This is a genomic window from Streptomyces sp. NPDC001502 (genome assembly GCF_042894785.1).
Classification (GTDB): Bacteria; Actinomycetota; Actinomycetes; order Streptomycetales; family Streptomycetaceae; genus Streptomyces; species Streptomyces kutzneri.
The window spans coordinates 123,927-140,862 of record NZ_JBIAVW010000006.1 but is presented as its reverse complement, the minus strand read 5'-3'; the positions used below and the strand labels follow the sequence as shown (position 1 = coordinate 140,862).

The 16,936-nt window shown below is 72.3% G+C and carries 15 protein-coding genes; 3 read left to right on the top strand and 12 right to left on the bottom strand.

Annotated features, from left to right (window positions below; genetic code table 11):
• The 11 genes from ACFY0D_RS12470 to ACFY0D_RS12420 form a co-directional block, all read right to left on the bottom strand.
• Entirely contained in the window at window positions 1-819 is an 819-nt protein-coding gene (locus tag ACFY0D_RS12470; RefSeq protein WP_390798290.1) for an ABC transporter ATP-binding protein, read from the bottom strand.
• Window positions 809-1,825, bottom strand: a complete 1,017-nt coding sequence (locus ACFY0D_RS12465) for an ABC transporter ATP-binding protein (protein WP_390798289.1) — start codon at window positions 1,823-1,825, stop codon at window positions 809-811. The genes ACFY0D_RS12470 and ACFY0D_RS12465 overlap by 11 nt, the downstream gene beginning before the upstream one ends.
• The gene (locus ACFY0D_RS12460; RefSeq protein ID WP_390798288.1) at window positions 1,822-2,676 is read right to left on the bottom strand and encodes an ABC transporter permease; all 855 of its coding nucleotides are present in this window, start codon (window positions 2,674-2,676) and stop codon (window positions 1,822-1,824) included. Before ACFY0D_RS12460 ends, ACFY0D_RS12465 begins: the two co-directional genes overlap by 4 nt.
• A complete protein-coding gene (locus ACFY0D_RS12455) occupies window positions 2,673-3,635 on the bottom strand; it encodes an ABC transporter permease (protein WP_390798287.1) in 963 nt (320 codons plus the stop codon). Before ACFY0D_RS12455 ends, ACFY0D_RS12460 begins: the two co-directional genes overlap by 4 nt.
• Complete coding sequence (locus tag ACFY0D_RS12450) at window positions 3,632-5,305, bottom strand: ABC transporter substrate-binding protein (RefSeq protein WP_390798286.1); 1,674 nt, start codon at window positions 5,303-5,305, stop codon at window positions 3,632-3,634. Before ACFY0D_RS12450 ends, ACFY0D_RS12455 begins: the two co-directional genes overlap by 4 nt.
• A gap of 87 nt (window positions 5,306-5,392) precedes the next feature.
• Entirely contained in the window at window positions 5,393-6,406 is a 1,014-nt protein-coding gene (locus ACFY0D_RS12445; RefSeq protein ID WP_390798285.1) for an agmatine/peptidylarginine deiminase, read from the bottom strand.
• 108 nt (window positions 6,407-6,514) lie between these two features.
• Window positions 6,515-8,200, bottom strand: a complete 1,686-nt coding sequence (locus ACFY0D_RS12440; protein ID WP_390798512.1) for an urease subunit alpha — start codon at window positions 8,198-8,200, stop codon at window positions 6,515-6,517.
• 47 nt (window positions 8,201-8,247) lie between these two features.
• Window positions 8,248-8,961, bottom strand: coding sequence for an urease subunit gamma (gene ureA, locus ACFY0D_RS12435; RefSeq protein WP_390798284.1), 714 nt, complete (start codon window positions 8,959-8,961; stop codon window positions 8,248-8,250).
• Window positions 8,962-9,475: 514 nt separating this feature from the next.
• Window positions 9,476-10,057, bottom strand: coding sequence for a TetR/AcrR family transcriptional regulator (locus ACFY0D_RS12430; protein WP_202198696.1), 582 nt, complete (start codon window positions 10,055-10,057; stop codon window positions 9,476-9,478).
• Window positions 10,058-10,179: 122 nt separating this feature from the next.
• Window positions 10,180-11,349, bottom strand: a complete 1,170-nt coding sequence (locus tag ACFY0D_RS12425) for an agmatine deiminase family protein (RefSeq protein ID WP_390798283.1) — start codon at window positions 11,347-11,349, stop codon at window positions 10,180-10,182.
• A 114-nt stretch (window positions 11,350-11,463) separates the two neighbouring features.
• Window positions 11,464-13,170 carry a serine/threonine-protein kinase gene (locus tag ACFY0D_RS12420; RefSeq protein WP_390798282.1) on the bottom strand — a complete coding sequence of 569 codons (1,707 nt, stop codon included), beginning with the start codon at window positions 13,168-13,170 and terminating at the stop codon, window positions 11,464-11,466.
• A 115-nt stretch (window positions 13,171-13,285) separates the two neighbouring features.
• Between ACFY0D_RS12420 and ACFY0D_RS12415 the strand changes: the two genes are divergently transcribed.
• The 3 genes from ACFY0D_RS12415 (at window position 13,286) to ACFY0D_RS12405 (ending at window position 16,177) form a co-directional block, all read left to right on the top strand.
• Entirely contained in the window at window positions 13,286-13,891 is a 606-nt protein-coding gene (locus tag ACFY0D_RS12415) for a TetR/AcrR family transcriptional regulator (RefSeq protein ID WP_390798281.1), read from the top strand.
• Window positions 13,892-14,075: 184 nt separating this feature from the next.
• On the top strand, window positions 14,076-15,239 hold the full coding sequence (locus ACFY0D_RS12410) for an agmatine deiminase family protein (RefSeq protein WP_390798280.1): 1,164 nt from the start codon (window positions 14,076-14,078) through the stop codon (window positions 15,237-15,239).
• Window positions 15,240-15,295: 56 nt separating this feature from the next.
• A complete protein-coding gene (locus tag ACFY0D_RS12405) occupies window positions 15,296-16,177 on the top strand; it encodes a DUF4436 family protein (protein WP_390798279.1) in 882 nt (293 codons plus the stop codon).
• A gap of 78 nt (window positions 16,178-16,255) precedes the next feature.
• Here ACFY0D_RS12405 and ACFY0D_RS12400 read toward each other — a convergent pair whose 3' ends face one another.
• Window positions 16,256-16,885 carry a GNAT family N-acetyltransferase gene (locus ACFY0D_RS12400; RefSeq protein ID WP_390798278.1) on the bottom strand — a complete coding sequence of 210 codons (630 nt, stop codon included), beginning with the start codon at window positions 16,883-16,885 and terminating at the stop codon, window positions 16,256-16,258.
• Window positions 16,886-16,936 lie beyond the last annotated feature (51 nt).

The following is a 16,936-nucleotide window of genomic DNA, read 5'->3' as shown; positions in this document are numbered from 1 at the left end:
CTACAGCGCCCGGCGGGCCGCGGCGATCGCCTCCGGGTCCCACCCCGGGCGGGGCACCGACTCCAGGAGCAGCCGGGTGTAGGGGTGCCGGGGCGCGGCCAGCACCTCGGCCGTGGCGCCCGCCTCCACGATCCGGCCGCGGCGCATCACGACGATCTCGTCGGTGACGCACCGTACGACGCCCAGGTCGTGGGTGATGAAGAGGTACCCGATACGGGTCTGTTCCCTGATGTCCGCGAGCAGGTTGAGGATCTGCGCCTGTACGGAGACGTCGAGCGCGGCGACCGCCTCGTCCAGGACGAGGACGGACGGCTCGACGGCCAGGGCCCGGGCGATGGCGACGCGCTGACGCTGGCCGCCGGACAGCTGGCGCGGCAGGGCGTCGGCGGCCCGGGTGCCCAGACCCACCTGATCGAGCAACTCCCGTATCCGGCCCGCGTGGTCCCGGCCCGGGAAGTGCAGGCGCAGGGTCTCGCGCAGAGCCGCCTCCACACTGGTCCGGGGATCGAGGGAGAGGTACGGGTCCTGGAAGACCATCTGGACCTCGCGGGCGCGGGCCAGGCGCCGCGCACGGCCGCGGCCCTCGCCGCGCGCGGTCCGGTTCCGGCCGCCGACCAGGACCTCGCCCTCGTCGGCACGCTCCAGTCCGACGATGATCCGCGCGGTGGTGGTCTTGCCGGAGCCGGACTCCCCCACGATCCCCAGCGAACCGCCCTCGGGGAGCACGAAGGACACGTCGTCCACGGCGCGCACGGCTCCGTAGGAGCGGTGCAGCCCCGTGACCTCCAGGACGTTGTCGGGAAGTCCGCTATCGGGCATCGACGGTGCTCCCTTCGAGCCGGTCGCTGTGGTGGCAGGCGGCCAGGTGCCCCGGCCGGCCCGGGGCGGCCACCGGCAGGGGCACCTGCTGGTCGCAGACCTCCGTGGCGAGCGGGCAGCGGGCGGCGAAGGCACAGCCGTGGAGGGCCTGGCGCAGGTCCGGCGGCTGGCCCTCGATGGCGGCGAGCCGGCCGCGCGGGCCGTCCATCCGCGGGGTGGAGGCCAGCAGGGCGGCCGTGTACGGGTGCCGGGGGCGCGCGAAGAGGGCCTCGGCGGGCCCGCTCTCGGCGATCCGGCCGGCGTACATGACGTAGACGCGGTCGCTGATGGCCGCGGCGAGGTCGAGGTCGTGCGTGACGAACAGCAGGCCGGTGCCGAAGCGGGCGCGGAGCGCGGCCAGCAGGGAGATGACCTCGGCCTGGGAGGTGACGTCCAGCGCGGTGGTGGGCTCGTCGGCCAGCAGGAGGGAGGGGTCCCCCATGAGGGCTGCCGCGATCACCACGCGCTGGAGCATGCCGCCGGAGACCTGGCCGGGGTACTTGCGCAGCACCGCCGGGTCCAGGCCCACGGCCTCCAGGAGCTCGGTGGCGCGCGCGGTCGCCTCGGCCCGGCTCATGGCCCGGGTCAGGGTGGCGCTCTCGGTGAGGAAGTCCCCGATGCGGCGCAGCGGGTTGACGGCGGCGCGCGGGTCCTGGAAGACCATGGCCACGGCGGAGGCGCGTACCGTGCGCAGCCGGTCGGCGGTCATGGTGAGGACGTCCTCCCCGCCGACCCGTACGGCTCCTTCGACGACGGCGCCGGGTGGCAGCAGGTTCAGCGCGCTGCGCGAGGTGAGGCTCTTGCCGGAGCCGGACTCACCGACGAGGGCGACGGTCTCACCGGTGGAGACGGTGAGGTCGACGCCGTCGAGGACGGGCCGGGCGGTGCCGGGCAGGGTGATCCGCAGCCCCTGGATGTCGAGGGTGTGCACCGGTGGCGTGGGGTGCGGTGGTTGCGGCGGTCTCATCGGGCCCTCCTGGCGGTACGGTCGGCCCAGCGTTCGCCGACCACGTTGAAGGCGACCACGGTCAGCACGATGAAGGCGCAGGGCAGGATCGCGGACAGCGGGTAGCCGTGCTGGATGGCGGTCTGGCCGTCGAAGACCATGCGGCCCCAGTCGGGGGTGAGGGCGGGAACGCCGAGCCCGAGGAAGGACAGTCCGGCCAGGTCCATCAGGGCGTAGCCGAAGTTGATGGTGGACTGGGCGAGGACGACGGGGGCGATGTTGGGCAGGATGTGGCGCAGGCAGATCTGCAGCGCCGAGTGGCCCTGGACCTGGTAGGCGCTGACGTACGGGCGGACCCGTTCGGCCAGGACCAGGGAGCGGGTGAGGCGGCTGACGTAGGGCAGGTAGGCCACGGCGAGGGCGATGACCGGGGCGAGCAGGCCCTCTCCGTAGACCGAGATGATCAGGATGGCCAGCAGCATGCCGGGGAAGGCGAAGACGAGCTCGGTGCTGCGGGAGAGCACGGAGTCGATCCAGCCGCCCCGCCAGGCCGCCGCCGTGCCGATGGCGATGCCGGCGACGGTGGAGAAGGCGACGACGCCGAGCGGTCCGAGCAGCGAGGTGCGGGCGCCGAGCAGCAGCCGGGAGAGGGTGTCACGGCCGGCCGCGTCCACGCCGAACGGGTGCGCGGCCGACGGTGCGGCCAGCGCGTTGCCGAGGTCGACGGCGTTGGGGTCGTGGGGTACGACCCAGGGTGCGAGCAGGGCGGCCAGGACGACGACGGCGACGAGCACCAGGCAGACCAGGTGGAGCGGGGAGCCGGCGGCGCGGATCCGGGAGAGGCCGGGCCGGCGGGTGAGGACGGCGGTCATACGGCGGCGCTCCTCGATCCGAGGGTGACCCTGGGGTCGACCAGGGGCAGCAGCAGGTCCACGATCAGGTTCACGATCATGAAGAGGGCGACGATGATCAGGGAGATCGCCTGGACGGTCGGGAAGTCCTTGGTGGTGGTGGACAGTTCGAGGAGCTGGCCGATGCCGCCGATGCTGAAGGCCGTCTCCACCAGGATGGTGCACACCAGCAGCGTGGAGACGATGAGGCCGCCGGTGGTCAGGACGGTGCCGAGCGAGTTGCGGAACACGTGGCGCTTGATGACCTGGCGTTCGGGGACGCCCCGGCTGCGGGCGACGGTGACGTGGTCGCTGTCGAGGGCTTCGAGCATGGCGGAGCGGGTGACCCGGGCGAGCATGCCGATCAGGTAGAGCGCGAGGGCGATGGCGGGGAGCGTGAGGTGCCAGAGCATGTCGCCGAGGCCGCCGTCCCCCGCCCCGCTGCTGGGAAACCAGCCGAGGTTGACGGCGAAGAGGCCCTGGAGCAGGACCGCCGCGACGAAGGACGGGGTGCCGACGGCGAACGTCGTGGTGACGAGGATGGCGGAGTCGGTGGCCCCGCCGCGGACGGCGGCGATCCGGCCGAGGAAGAGGCCGACGGCGACGACCACGACGAGCGACATCACGATGAGCAGCAGGGTGGTGGGCAGGCGGTCCGCCAGCAGCCGCGAGACATCGGTGCGGTAGGTGATCGACCGCCCGAAGTCGCCCTGCAGCACGTCGCCCAGCCACCGGAAGTACCGCATGAGGAAGGGGTCGTCCAGGTGGTACTGGGCGTTGATCGAGGCGAGGGCCTCCGGGGAGGCCGAGCGGCCGGCGAGCAGGAAGCTCGCCGGGTTGCCCGGTGCCAGGTACATGGCCCCGAAGACCACGAACGAGGCGGTCAGGAGGGTGGCGGCCATCTCCGCCACCCGCCGGAGCGCGAATCTGACGAAACTCACTGCGCGGCCCCCACGTCGGCGGCCCACGGGTAGTACATGTACGAGATGGTGGTGGGGGCGCCGGTGATGCGCTTGTTCATGAACAGCGCGGTGGGCCACTCGGCGACCGGGATCCAGAGCAGTTGTTCCGAGGCGTGGTGCTGGAGCTTCGCCTCGATGTCCATCCGCTGCTCGACCGGGTAGACGGCGCTCGCCTGGTCGACGAGCTTGTCGTACCCGGGGTCGCTGTAGCCGGCGAAGTTCATGTACGCGCCGGTCTTGAAGTTCTGCAGCAGGTCGAGCGGGTCGGTGATCGAGTCGTAGTAGGTGAGCGGGAACATGTCGATGCCCTCGCGCGCCTGGGGGTCGGTGAACAGCGCGGTGAAGGCGTTCGGGGCGATCGTCTTCAGCTGGATGTCCAGGCCGATCCGAGTGCCGGCCGCCTGGACGGCGGTGGCGAGGAGGGAGACGTCCTGGCCTATGGAGCTGGTGGCCACGGTCAGCGTCTTGCCGGTGGCGCCGGCCTCCTTGACCAGGGCCTTGGCCTTCTCGATGTCCTGGCCGGTGGGCGGCAGGCTGTCGAAGGCGGTCTTCAGGGTGCGCTCGGGGGCGGCGGCCCAGGCGGCGCGCGTGGTGAGGGAGTTGGTGACGGTGCCCGCCCCGCCGAGGCCGGCCTTGACGAAGCCGGAGCGGTCCAGCGCCAGGGACAGCGCCCGGCGGACGCGGATGTCACCGAGGGGGCCCTGCATGTTGGTGACGTTGACGTTGACCGTGCTCAGGCCCTCGCCGAAGTAGAGGGTGCCGGTGCCGCTGTTCTTCAGGCGGGCGTAGCTCTCGGTGGGGATCAGGTAACCGCCGTCGGCCTCCCCGCTGAGCATGGCGTTCGTCCGGGCGGAGGGATCGGTCAGGACGCGGAAGACGGCCTTCTTCGACTTGGCCTTGGTGCCCCAGTAGTTGTCGAAGCGCTCCAGCTCGATCGACTGGCCCTTGTTCCACGTGCCGAGCTTGAAGGGGCCGCTGCAGCCGAGGCCGCCCGTGGTGCCGTAGTCCTTGCCGGCCGCCTCGACGGCGGCCTTGGAGGCGACCACTCCGGCGGCGGTGGCCATGTACTGGGGGAACTGCGAGTCGGGCTTGTTGAGCTTGACGGTGACCTGCAGCGGGCCGCTCTTGGTGATCGAGGCGACGTTCTGGAACACCTGGGCCCAGGCGGCGGCGTTGTCGGGGTCCGTCTGGCGGCCGAGGCTGAAGACCACGTCGTCGGCTGTCATCTCCTTGCCGTCGTGGAAGCGCACGCCGGGGCGCAGGTCGTAGACCCAGGTGGTGGGGTCCGGGTTGGATGCCTTCTGGGCGAGACCGGGCTCCGTGGTGAGGCCCGGGGTCCAGCGCATCAGGCTCTCGCACACATTGGACAGGACGGTGTTCTGCGGGTAGTCGAAGGCCACCGTGTAGTCGAGGGTGGGCGGTTCGGCGTAGACGGCCCAGGTGAAGGAGTCGATCTCGCCGCGTGCCTCGGGTGTGGAGACCGACAGCCTGACGTCGGTGACACCGCCGGCCTTCTCCTTCGGCGGGCCGGAGCAGGCCGCGAGCAGGGAGACGGCCGTCAGGGCGGCGGTCGCGGCCGCGGCAACGGGGCTGAGCCGGCCGCGCCGGCCGCGGAAGCGTCTGCCGGTACGGGGCGGGGTGGTGGTCATCGTCGCGCTCTCTATTCCGTGAGGGATGCGGGGGGAGGAGCGGGCGGACCGCCGGAGCGGTCCGCCGGGAGCGGCCGGTTTCCCGGGTCAGACGGTGGTCCGCGCTGCGGGGATCTGCTGGGTGATGCAGTGGACGCCGCCGCCGCCGAACGCGATGGCGAGCGCCCGTACCCCGACGACCTTGCGGCCCGGGTAGGCCGTGGCGATCACGGAGAGGGCCTCCTCGTCCTGGGGCACGCCGGCCACCGGGACGACGACGCCGCCGTTGGCGACGTAGTAGTTGAGGTACGACACCTCGATCTCGCCGTCGGCCACATCGGCGAAGGCGGTCTGCGGCACCTCGATGATCTCCAGGCGGCGGCCGCGGGCGTCGGTGGTGGCCTCCAGCACGGCGCGGTTGGCGCGCATCCGGGCGTGGTCGGGGTGGTCCGGGTCGGAGGGCAGGGAGATGACGACCGTGCCGGGGGCGGCGAACGCGCAGACGCCGTCGACGTGACCGTCGGTCTCGGTGTCGAGCAGGCCGCCGTACGGGAGCCAGATGACCTTGGTGACACCGAGCCGGGACTTCAGCTCGGCCTCGATCTGGTCGCGGTTCATGCCGGGGTTGCGGTTGGGGTGCAGGAGGCACTGCTCGGTGGTGATCAGCGTGCCCTCGCCGTCGACGGTGATGGCTCCGCCTTCGAGGATCATGCCGGAGGGGATGCGGTCGACCCCGAGGTGCTCCAGCAGCAGGCCGCTGATCCGGTCGTCGGCGTCGAACGGGTGGTGCTTGCGGCCCCAGGCGTTGAAGCGGAAGTCCACTCCGGCGCGGTTGCCGTCGCCGTCGAGGACGAAGAGCGGGGCGGAGTCGCGGAACCAGGAGTCGTCGAGCGGCAGCTCGATGACGGTGACGCCCTCGCCGCACAGCGCACGGGCGTCCTCGCCGAAGCCGGGCGGGGCAACCATCGTGACGGGCTCGAACGCGGCGATGGCGCGGGCGACGTTCGCGTACTCCTCCTTCACCTCGGCGAGCACGCTGCCCCACAGCTCCTCGCGGGTGGGCCAGGCCATCAGACAGCCGTCGTGCTGGGACCACTCGGCGGGCATACGGAATTCGGTCATCAGGTGTCTCATTTCTTGCGTGGGTGGAGTCTTCCACTCGACTGAAAATTCAGTCAAGAGTGAAGGTGTGAGGCAAGGAAGGGAGCGCGGGAGGACTGGAGGAAGCGACTAGAGGAAGTAGAGGCGGTTCAGGGAGACCTGCTGGGCCGGCTCGGAGTGCAGGGGCTCGCCGTCGAGCGTCACGAGCCCGGTCCGGGCGTTCACGTCGACATCGCCGAGGCGGGCGTTGCCGACCATGTCCTTCGGCCCGATACCGCGCGTGCCGCGTACGGCGACCCGGCGGCGCCGGGTGGTCAGGCCCCCGGAGGAGCCCGACTCGGCGGCGGCGCGGCTGACGAAGGCGACCGAGAGGTCTGCGGGCGCCGCGCCGTGGGCGCCGAACAGGGGGCCGAGGACCAGCGGCTCGCAGGTGTCGGTGGCGGCGTTCGGGTCGCCGGTGACGCCGTAGGCGGGGAAGCCGGACTTCAGCACCATCTGCGGCTTGGCACCGAAGAACGGGGGACGCCACAGGACGATGTCGGCGAGTTTGCCGACTTCGATGGAGCCGATCTCGTGGGCGAGTCCGTGGGCGATGGCCGGGTTGATGGTGAGTTTGGCGATGTAGCGCAGGACGCGGGCGTTGTCGTCGCCCTCGCCGTCGCCGTCCATCGGGCCGAGCTCGCCCTTCATCTTGGCGGCCATGGCGAAGGTCCGGCGGATGGTCTCGCCGGCCCGGCCCATGCCCTGGGCGTCGGAGGAGGTGATGCCGATCGCGCCGAGGTCGTGGAGGACGTCTTCGGCCCCCATCGTCCCGGCCCGGATGCGGTCGCGGGCCATGGCGGCGTCGCCGGGCAGGTCGGGCTTGAGGTCGTGGACGGAGACGATCATGCCGTAGTGCTCGGCCACCGCGTCCCGGCCGAAGGGCAGCGTGGGATTGGTGGAGGAGCCGATGACGTTCGGCACGCCCGCCATCTTCAGGACGTTGGGGACGTGTCCGCCGCCACAGCCCTCGATGTGGAAGGCGTGGATGGTCCGCCCGTCCAGGACCCGCAGGGTGTCCTCGACGGAAAGACACTCGTTCAGGCCGTCACTGTGCAGAGCCACCTGCACGTCATGCTCCTCGGCCACCCGCAGCGCCGTGTCCAGGGCCCGGGTATGGGCCCCGAGGTCCTCGTGCACCTTGAACCCGCAGGCGCCGCCCTCCGCGAGCGCCTCCACGAGGGGAGCGTCGTTCGAGGACGAGCCTCGGGCGAGGAAGCCGATGTTGACCGGCCAGGCGTCGAAGGCACTGAACCCGTGATTGAGGGCCCAGGGCGAGTTGACGCCGACGCCCCAGCTCGGCCCGATCTCCTGGCCGATGATCGTGGTCACGCCGCTCGCGAGCGAGGCTTCCATGATCCGCGGGGAGAGCAGGTGGACGTGGGTGTCGACCGCTCCGGCGGTGGCGATCAGCCCCTCCCCCGACACGATCGTCGTCCCCGTGCCGACGACCACGTCGACGCCGTCGAGGGTGTCGGGGTTGCCGGCCCGGCCGATCGAATGGATCCGGCCCTCGCGGATACCGATCGACACCTTGCGGATACCGAGAACGGCATCGATGACCAGCACATTGCTGATCACCACGTCGCACGTCTCCCGGACGGCGGCGGCCTTCAGATGCAGACCGTCACGGGCCGTCTTGCCGAAACCCGCCAGGAACTCGTCGCCCGGCTTCTGCGCGTCGAATTCCACCCGGACCGTCAGCCCGGAGTCACCGAGCCGCACCCGGTCCCCGGCCCTCGGACCGAAAACCGACGCGTACTCGTGCGGATCGATGTGCCGGCTGCCCGGCGCGCAGTGGTCACTGTGCGGGATCTTCTTGCTCACGCCCGGTCTCCGTCCTCGTGTTCGGCGGCGGCCGCGCCCAGATACCCGCAGGCCGCCGCCTTCGCCAGCGCGAGCGCCTTGGCCCCGGGTGCGTCCAGGGGCCCGTCGACCAGGCCCGCGAAGCCGATCGCGATCCGGTCCCCGCCCACGGGGACCAGGCCGACCTCGACGGTGGCGCCCGAGTCGAACCGGGTGGAGGAACCGGCGGCCACCGCCAGCCGCATCCCGTAGGCCGCGGCCCGGTCGAAGTCGAGCCGCGGGTTCGCCTCGAAGAAGTGGAAGTGCGAGGTCACGCTCACCGGCACGGCCGCGGTGTTGCGGACGGTGAGGGTCACTGCCGGATCCGGCGCGGCCACCGTGTCCGAGGCGGGCAGGACCGCGCCCGGGGCGCAGTCGTCGCGCTCCTGCGCGCCGAACGGCTCGCTGATCGCGGCCAGCCGGGTGCCGTCCTCGAAGACGGCCTCGACCTGGATCTCGGTGACGATGTCGACGACCCCGGGGAGCACGTCGTCCGGGCCGAGGACGCTACGGCCCCGCTTGAGGGCGTCGGCCAGGCGCAGCCCGTCGCGCGCCGCCTCGCAGACCGTGTCCGCGATCAGCGCGGTCGCCTCGGGGACGTTGAGCCGCAGGCCTCGGGCGTGCCGGGCGCGGGCCAGTTCGGCGGCGGTGAAGAGCAGCAGCCGGTCACGTTCGGTGGGGGTCAGGGGCATGACGTCCCCCGGTCGTCCCGCCCGGCGTCGGAGCCGGTCGAAACCATCATGATCATTCCTTCCTCCGGAAGGCGGGCGAGGGTACGGCCGGGGCCGGGACATCGCCGTCCGGATGTGTGGTGCGCGAGGCGGCGGCCGAGGGCCGGTGGCGCGCCGGGGGACGCCTCAAGGGGTGCGTCGAGGAGTACGTCGAGGAGTACGGGCCGGGCGCGGGCGCGTGAGGTTGCACGGGCCGGCCGGCGGTCCGAAGAGGCGGGAGGTTCGGTCCGCCCTGCTCGGAATCCTCACTCTGGCATTGACTGAAAATTCAGTCAAGAGGCTGAACAGACCCGGGTCCGCAAGGAATCACGGGAGTCGGGCAGGAGTCGAGGGGAAGGCGAGCGGAAGACCGGTGGGAGACCGGTGGGAGCCCCGCGGGAGGCACGCGGGGCCCACGGCCAGGGGTAGGGCGGGGGCGGTATCAGGGCGTTTCCGGGGCGGGCCGGGGTCGCGGAACGGCCCCGGCCGACGGACGTCAGCCCTGCCCGAGCCCCGAAAGCTCGGCGTCGATGGCGCCCCGCATCAGCTCGCGGGCGTGGCCGATCTTGATGCCGCCGCTCAGCCAGCGCATGCTCAGCCCCTCCAGCAGGGCGGTGAGCCGCTCCGCGGCCGCGGCGAGCGCGGAGGCCGGCACCATGGGCTGGACCTGGCCCAGCAGCGCGGCCACCTCCTGGACCCACACCAGGGTCGCCCGCGCCAGGTCCTCGCGCAGGACCTCGTCGAAGACGGCGCTCGCCCGCAGTTCGCCCCAGGCCGAGCTGTTCTCGCGTACCTCCACGGTGTCCTGGAGCTCCAGCAGGAGGGTCTCCTCCAGCTCTTCGCGCGGGGTCAGCGGCGGGTCGTCCGGATCGCGGTCGGTGGTGTAGCGCTCGGCGCGGTCGTTGATGAACTCCAGCGTCTGGCGCAGGACGCCCGTACGGTCCTTGAAGTGGTAGTAGATCAGGGCGGTGGAGACGCCGGCCTCGGCCGCGAGTTCCTCCACGCGCAGCCCGCGCACACCGCGCCGGGCGATCACCCGGGCGGCGGCTTCGAGGATCTGAGTACTACGAGACGACATGCTCCGCACCCTACCGGGATGATCGGGTGCGTACGTACGCGGCCCGTCACCAGGAGTGCCGGACGGCGCGCGGGCCGCCCCGGCGGGCGGGGCCGTCCGCGCCGGCCGGGGCGGCCCGGCCATCAGGCGGCCGGCGGCACGGCCGGGTGGGACTGGGTGGCGCAGTGGATTCCGCCGCCGCCGGAGGCGATGCCGTCGATCCGGAGCTGCTCGACGCGGTAACCCGGGTAGGCGGCCTGGAGGATGGCGTAGGCGACGCCGTCGGCATGGCCGTCGCCGAACTGCGGCGCGATCACCGCGCCGTTCGCCGTGTAGTAGTTGGTGTAGCTGGACAGGAACTCGTCGCCCCGGCCGCTGATCTCGCGCCGGTCCGGGCCGGGCAGCTCGGTGATGGCGAGGCGGCGGCCCCGGGCGTCGGTGGCGCTCTGCAGGGCCCGCTTGGTCTCCTCGTAGACGGCCACCCACTTCTTGTCCGCGACGGGGCCGGGCTTGTCGAGGATGACGCGGCCGGGAGCGATGAAGCGGGCCAGACAGTCGATGTGGCAGTCGGTGATGTCCTCGCCGGCGAGGCCCGGCACCCAGATCACCTTGTCGATGCCGAGCGCCGTCTTCATGGCCTGCTCGACCTGGGCCTGGCTCATGCCCGGGTTCCGGTTGGCGTTCACCATCGAACTGACCGTGGCCAGCAGGGTTCCGTCGCCGTCGGTCTCCAGCGAGCCGCCCTCCCCGACGAAGCCGGCCCGGATCCGGTTCACCTCGTACTCGGCGAGGAGCGTGCGGGCCGCCGCCGCGTCGTTGGCGAAGGGCTGTGCGTACTTCGTACCGGCTTTGCCCCAGCCGTTGAAGTTGGTGTCCACACCGGCGACGGCACCCGGGGCGACGACGAAAGTGGGGCCGAAGTCGCGGATCCAGAGGTCGTCGTTGGGGATGTCGAGGACCTGGATGCCGTAGTAGGCGCCCAGTCCGCACTGGTAGCGGGCCTCGGCGGCCTGGCCGGGGCGGGCCAGCACCACGACCGGCTCGTAGCGCGATATCGCGTGGGCCACCTCGGCGATGTCCCTGCGCACCGCTCCGAGGCCGCCGCCCCACACCGAGGAGAGGGCCGGCCAGGCCATGTACGTACGGATGTGCCGGTCGGTCTCGGCGGGCATGCGGAGCGTGCCGGAGCCGTTCGGGGCGGCCGAGGCCGTCTGCACCAGCGAGGGGAGGGCGGAGCCGAGGGCTGCCAGCGGCAGGGCCGCCGCGCCGAACTGGAGCACTCGGCGGCGAGAGGTGCGGGGGTTCATATCCATGGTGACTCCCTGATGAGGAGGGGCGGGATGGACGGCATCCTCGCCTTAACTGAAAATTCAGTCAACCTTTGCGCGTGTCACCCCGGCGCGCGGGACCGGTTCCGCTTCCGGGGGTCAGCTGCTGCGGAAGTGGTCGACGGCGATCGTCACGGCCCCTGCGGAGGTCGCCTCGACGAGCCGTACGATCGCGACTTCCCGCTGGTCAGGGCTTCGCACGCAGAAGGGGCGCTCGTTCGTGAGCGTCTTGAAGGGCAGGGTCGTCACGGGCCGGGTCTCGATGCCCCGCGCGCAGTCGTCCGGGGTCAGCTCTCCGCTTCCGTCGGCGACGAACGCGTCGGACTCCTCCGAGAGCAGGAAGGCGTCGGAGCCGCGGGCGAGGTACCAGGCGGCCGTCTCGACGGGAACCACCTTCCCGGCGCGCAGGTCGAACTCGTAACCGGAATCCGGGGCGGTGAGCTCGGCCTGGGAGTATCCCGGCACGTACGCGGATGCCGTCGACCGGGGCGGGCCGGCGGTCGGTTCCGCGGCGGGGGTCTCGCCCTCCTCCGGGGGGAGGCCGAACCAGTAGGCACCGCCTCCGCAGGCCAGCAGGGCCGCGGCGGCCAGGGCGACCACGGGCAGCCGGCTCCGGTCGCGCCGCCGGTCACGGCGCGCCGGGGGCACGGGGGCCGCCGGGGGCACGGGGGCCGCCGGGGCCGGGATCGGAGTCGGGTCCGGAGCCGGCGCCGCGTCGGGGCTCGGGCTCGGGCTCGGGCTCGGGGCGTACGGCATGGTCCCGCCCGGCCCGGGGGCGGGGTACGCGGCCGCCGCCATGGTCGCCTGGAGGTGCTCCGGTACGGGCGGCCCCGGTCGGCCGGAACCCGCGGACGGGCCGGCCGGGGAGCCCGCGGGGTCCCCGGCCGGCCCGGCGTCCGTCCGGCCCCCGACCTCCTCCAGCACCGGCCGGGGCAGCCAGCCGTCGGTGAACTCCGGCCGCGGACCCACGAGCGGGTGCGCGTGGACGGCCGTGATCAGGTCGGCGGTCGTGGGACGGTCCCGCGGAGACTTTGCCAGGCACCACGACAGCAGGTCGTGCAGCTCGCGGGGGATCCGGACCAGGTCCGGCTGCTCGTGGACCACCCGGTACAGGGCGCCGGACTCCGGCCCGTTCCCGAAGGGCGGGACCCCGCCCGCCACGAACCCGGCGAGCGCCCCGAGCGCGAACACATCGGTCGCCGGCGTCACCGGGTGGCCCAGCGCCTGCTCCGGCGCCATGAAGGCGGCGGTGCCGATCCGCAGGCCGACGCCGGTCAGGGCGGCGGCGTCGGCGGCGCGCGCGATACCGAAGTCGATCACCCGCGGCCCGTCCCCCGCGACGAGCACGTTCGCCGGTTTGAGGTCCCGGTGGACGACGCCCACCCGGTGGATCTCCTGGAGGGCCTCGGCGATGCCGGCGACGAGCAGCAGCACCGTACGGACCGGCAGCGGTCCGTGCCGCTGCACGACCTGGTGCAGCGAGGGGCCGGGCACGTAGGCCGTGGCCAGCCACGGGGTGTGGTCGTCCTCACCGGAGTCGACGACCTGCGCCGTGAAGAGGCCGTGGATCCGGCGGGCGCTCGCCACCTCCTGGGCGAAGCGCTCGCGGAACTCCGGGTCCGCGGCGAACTCCCGCCGGACGGCCTTCAGTGCGATGGGCCGGCCGCCCGGCGTGTACGCCAGGTAGACCACCCCCATGCCGCCGGAGCCGAGCCGGGCGTGGAGGCGGTAGCCACCGATCTCGTGGGGGTCGTCGGCGGACAGGGCCGTGAGGGCGGACTGTACGCCGGGAAGCTGAGCGAACATGCGGTGGCTCTTTCAACGATGCGGCAATGACCTGGGGCGCATCGTGCCGCTAACTAAAGTTTCAGTCAATGTGTGACAATGCGAGACGCACACCGCCAGAAGGGAGGATCACCCGGTGTCGGATCGAAGAAGGGCCATCCTGGAGGGCGCCGCGCGGGTCATCGCCAGGCGCGGGGTCCGCGGGCTGCGGGTGAGCGACCTGGCGGCCGAGGCCGGCGTGTCGACGGCCTTGATCTACTACCACTTCAAGGACCGGACCGGCATCCTGCGGCACGCCCTGGCCTTCATCAGCGACCGGGCCGACCGCTATACGGGGGCCGCCGACGAGGTGGGCGCCGCACCTCCCGCCGCGGACCCGCGCCGGCTCCTGGAGCGGATCCTGCTGCTCGAATTCCAGGACCTGCCCGAGGTGCGCGAGAACAGTACGGCCTGGGGGGAGCTGCGGGCCCATACGATCTTCGACCCGGAACTGCGCGACGAGCTCACCGCGGCCGGCGCGGCCTGGGTGGAGGAGGTCGCCGGCCTGCTGGCCGCCGTATGTCCGGCCGCGCCGGGTGCCGCCGTCACCGCCGCCGCCGAGCGGCTGACCGCCCTCCTGGAGGGCCTGAGCAGCCGCTGGCTGAGCGGCCTGCTGCCCGTGGGGCACGCCCGTGACCTGATGCGCGGGGCGATCGGGGTCGAGATCGGTCGGCTCGGTTCCCTCGCCACGAAAATTGACTGAAATTCCAGTCAGTGCAACAGTGGACGACATCCGGCCGCACCATATTCCCGTGCGTACCGGATGTTCTCGGTGCAAAGCGTGCACCCTGTGGATAGGGCCCGGCCCGATGGCCTGTGCCACGCCTCCCGTGCCCGCGCCCTGGCCGGACGCCCCTCGCTCCGCCAGCACACGATCGGAGTCCCCCGTGTCGTTCACTCCCCCCACCCGCCGGTCCGTCCTCCGTACCTTCGCCGGGATCGGCGCCGCCGTCTTCGGTGCGGCGGCCTGTGGTCCCGCCGAGTCCGGCACCCGGCCAGGCGCCGCGGGCTCGGGCTCCCCTCAGCCCACCGCGGACGGAAAGCGCCGGTTCGGTGCCGAGTGGGAGAGCCACACCCGCACGTTCATGTCCTGGCCGGCCCTCGCCTCGGTCTGGGAGCGGGACCTGCCCTACGTGCGCGAGGACATCGCGCGGATCGCCCGGGCCGTCGGCGGCTACGAAGAAGTGGTCATGATGGCCCGGCCCGACCAGGCGGACGCGGCCCAGAAGGCCTGCGGCTCCCAGGTCGAGGTGATCCCCCTGGCCGTCGACGACCTGTGGGCCCGCGACACCGTCCCGGTGTTCGTCGAGGAGGGCGCCGAGGTCGTCGGCGTCGACTTCAACTTCAACGGCTGGGGCAACAAGCAGGAGCACACGAACGACGCCCAGGTCGGGCGCCTGCTGCTGCAGAAGTACCGGATCCCCAGGGTCCAGGCCCCGCTCGTCGCCGAGGGCGGTTCCTTCGAGACCGACGGCGAGGGCACCCTGATGGTCACCGAGAGCTCGATCGTCAACGACAACCGCAACAAGGGGAAGTCCCGGGACACCATCGAGGCCGAGCTCAAGCAGACCCTGGGCGTCCAGAAGGTCATCTGGCTGGCCGGCGTACGCGGCGAGGACATCACCGACGCGCACGTGGACAGCCTCGTACGCTTCACCGCCCCCGGTGTGGTCCTGTTGGACCGAGCCCACGCCGGCACCCCGCCGGACTCCTGGTCCCGCTCCGCCGACCAGGCGAAGTCCGTCCTGTCGAAGGCGACGGACGCCCGCGGCCGCCGTTTCGAGGTCATCGACCTGCCGCAGCCCGACCTGAACCGGATCACGGGCGAGGGGGACGACTTCGTCTCCACCTACGCCAACTTCTACGTCGCCAACGACTCGGTGTTCATGCCCCAGTTCGGGGACCGCAAGGCGGACGACCGTGCACGCGGCATCCTGCGGGAGCACTTCCCCAAGCGGGACGTCGTCATGGTGAAGATCGACACCATCGCCTCGGGCGGCGGCGGCATCCACTGCTCGACCCACGACCAGCCCGGCAAGCCCGCCGCCTGATCCACCCCGCGCACGCCCCGCACCCTGCACCTGCACCCCGCACCACCGGAGCCACCGTGTCGAACTCCCCCCGCCCCGCACGACCCGCGCGCCGCGTCCCGCTGCTGCCGGGCCTGGTCCTGATCGCCATCGTCGCGGCGGTCACCGTGGGGGCGTGGCTGCAGTTCGGGGAACGCCAGGCCCTGGACACGGTGTACACGGCGGGGCGCGCCGACCGGGACCGCATCGACGTGAGCGCCACGATCCAGCGCGTCGACGCCGCGGGCCGCGAGATGACCCTGCGCGTCCTGGTCACCCCCCGGGGCGCCCTGGCGGAGGCCGACGGGGTCTCCCCCACCGAGGACCTCACCGTCCAGACTTCGACGGCCACCCGGGGCGACCTGACCTTCAAGGCGCACCAGCGCATCGCCACGATGGACGTCCCCGTGGCCCTGACGGGCGGCTCGATCACGGACTACCCGTTCGACGCCTACGGGGCGGACGTCGAATTCGGTGCGGTGCTCGGCGGCGAGCAGGTCCCCGTCCGCGTGACGCTCTCCAACAACGACGTCCTCTTCTCGGCGACGGTCGACGCCTCGACGACGCAGGGCATCGCGGTCCTCGGCATCGACCTGGCCCGGTCCAACAGCGTCTTCATCTTCGCGATCTTCATGATGCTCGCCATGTGGGCGCTCGCCGTCTCGGTCCTGATCGGCGGCTGGTACCTGGTCACCCGCCGCAAGGGCCTGACGTGGCCCGCCCTCGGCTGGATGGCCGCGACCCTCTTCGCGCTGGCCGCCTTCCGCAACACGGCCCCGGGCTCCCCGCCGATCGGCTGCCTGCTCGACTACATCGCCTTCCTCTGGGCGGAGACGGTCATCGCCTTCTGCCTCATCACGGTGGTCATCACGGGCATCCGCGCCGAACCCCCGGCCACTGCGCCCGCGGACGCGCCGTAGGGGTCCGCGAAGTCCCGCACGGACGTCGTCACGGTCACCCACCGGCGGCCCGCTCCCCGGCGGCTCACTCTCCGGCGCTCATCCTCCGGAGCGCGCCGCGGGGCGGCCGGCCCGGCGTGCCTCCAGCGCGCGCTTCGCCTCCGGCCATTCCGGCCGGGTGATGCTGTACACCGCCGTGTCGCGGATCCAGCCGTCCCGCATCACCATGTGGTGGCGCAGCACGCCTTCGTGCGTCGCGCCCAGCCCGGCGATCGCCGCCCGTGACTTGGTGTTCCGTACGTCCGTCAGCAGCTCGACCCGGTTCATCCCCAGGGCCTCGAAGGCATGCGTCAGCATCAGCAGCTTCGCCTCGGTGTTCACACCGGTCCGCTGACGGGACTCCGCGAGGAAGGTCCAGCCGATCTCCAGCCGCCGCTGCACGGTGTTGATCACCATCAGCCGGGTCGAGCCGAGGACCTGCCCCGTCGCCGCGTCCACCGTCGCGTACGGGATCTGCGTACCCTCGGCACGGGCCGCCATCGCCTCTTCGATGAAACCGCGGACGTCATCCGGGTGCGGTACGAGCGTCACGGCGAGCTCCCACAGGCTGCCGTCGCGAACCGCCGCGCACAGCCCGTCGTGGTGCCGCGGCTCCAGCGGCTCCAGCCGGACCCGCTCCCCCACGAGTACCGCCGGCTCCGCCGCTGCCGACGCCTTCGCCTGTTCCATGCCCGACCTGCCCGTCCCCCCGCGTCCGTCACGACAGGGCGACCCTACGCG

What these genes read in the sequence shown, in the direction of transcription:
- ureA (WP_390798284.1), bottom strand. Translation starts at nt 8,961, where the DNA reads ATGCCCCTGACCCCCACCGAACGTGACCGGCTGCTGCTCTTCACCGCC.
- ACFY0D_RS12430 (WP_202198696.1), bottom strand. Translation starts at nt 10,057, where the DNA reads ATGTCGTCTCGTAGTACTCAGATCCTCGAAGCCGCCGCCCGGGTGATC.
- ACFY0D_RS12445 (WP_390798285.1), bottom strand. Translation starts at nt 6,406, where the DNA reads ATGACCGAATTCCGTATGCCCGCCGAGTGGTCCCAGCACGACGGCTGT.
- ACFY0D_RS12450 (WP_390798286.1), bottom strand. Translation starts at nt 5,305, where the DNA reads ATGACCACCACCCCGCCCCGTACCGGCAGACGCTTCCGCGGCCGGCGC.
- ACFY0D_RS12425 (WP_390798283.1), bottom strand. Translation starts at nt 11,349, where the DNA reads ATGGATATGAACCCCCGCACCTCTCGCCGCCGAGTGCTCCAGTTCGGC.
- ACFY0D_RS12460 (WP_390798288.1), bottom strand. Translation starts at nt 2,676, where the DNA reads ATGACCGCCGTCCTCACCCGCCGGCCCGGCCTCTCCCGGATCCGCGCC.
- ACFY0D_RS12465 (WP_390798289.1), bottom strand. Translation starts at nt 1,825, where the DNA reads ATGAGACCGCCGCAACCACCGCACCCCACGCCACCGGTGCACACCCTC.
- ACFY0D_RS12400 (WP_390798278.1), bottom strand. Translation starts at nt 16,885, where the DNA reads ATGGAACAGGCGAAGGCGTCGGCAGCGGCGGAGCCGGCGGTACTCGTG.
- ACFY0D_RS12420 (WP_390798282.1), bottom strand. Translation starts at nt 13,170, where the DNA reads ATGTTCGCTCAGCTTCCCGGCGTACAGTCCGCCCTCACGGCCCTGTCC.
- ACFY0D_RS12470 (WP_390798290.1), bottom strand. Translation starts at nt 819, where the DNA reads ATGCCCGATAGCGGACTTCCCGACAACGTCCTGGAGGTCACGGGGCTG.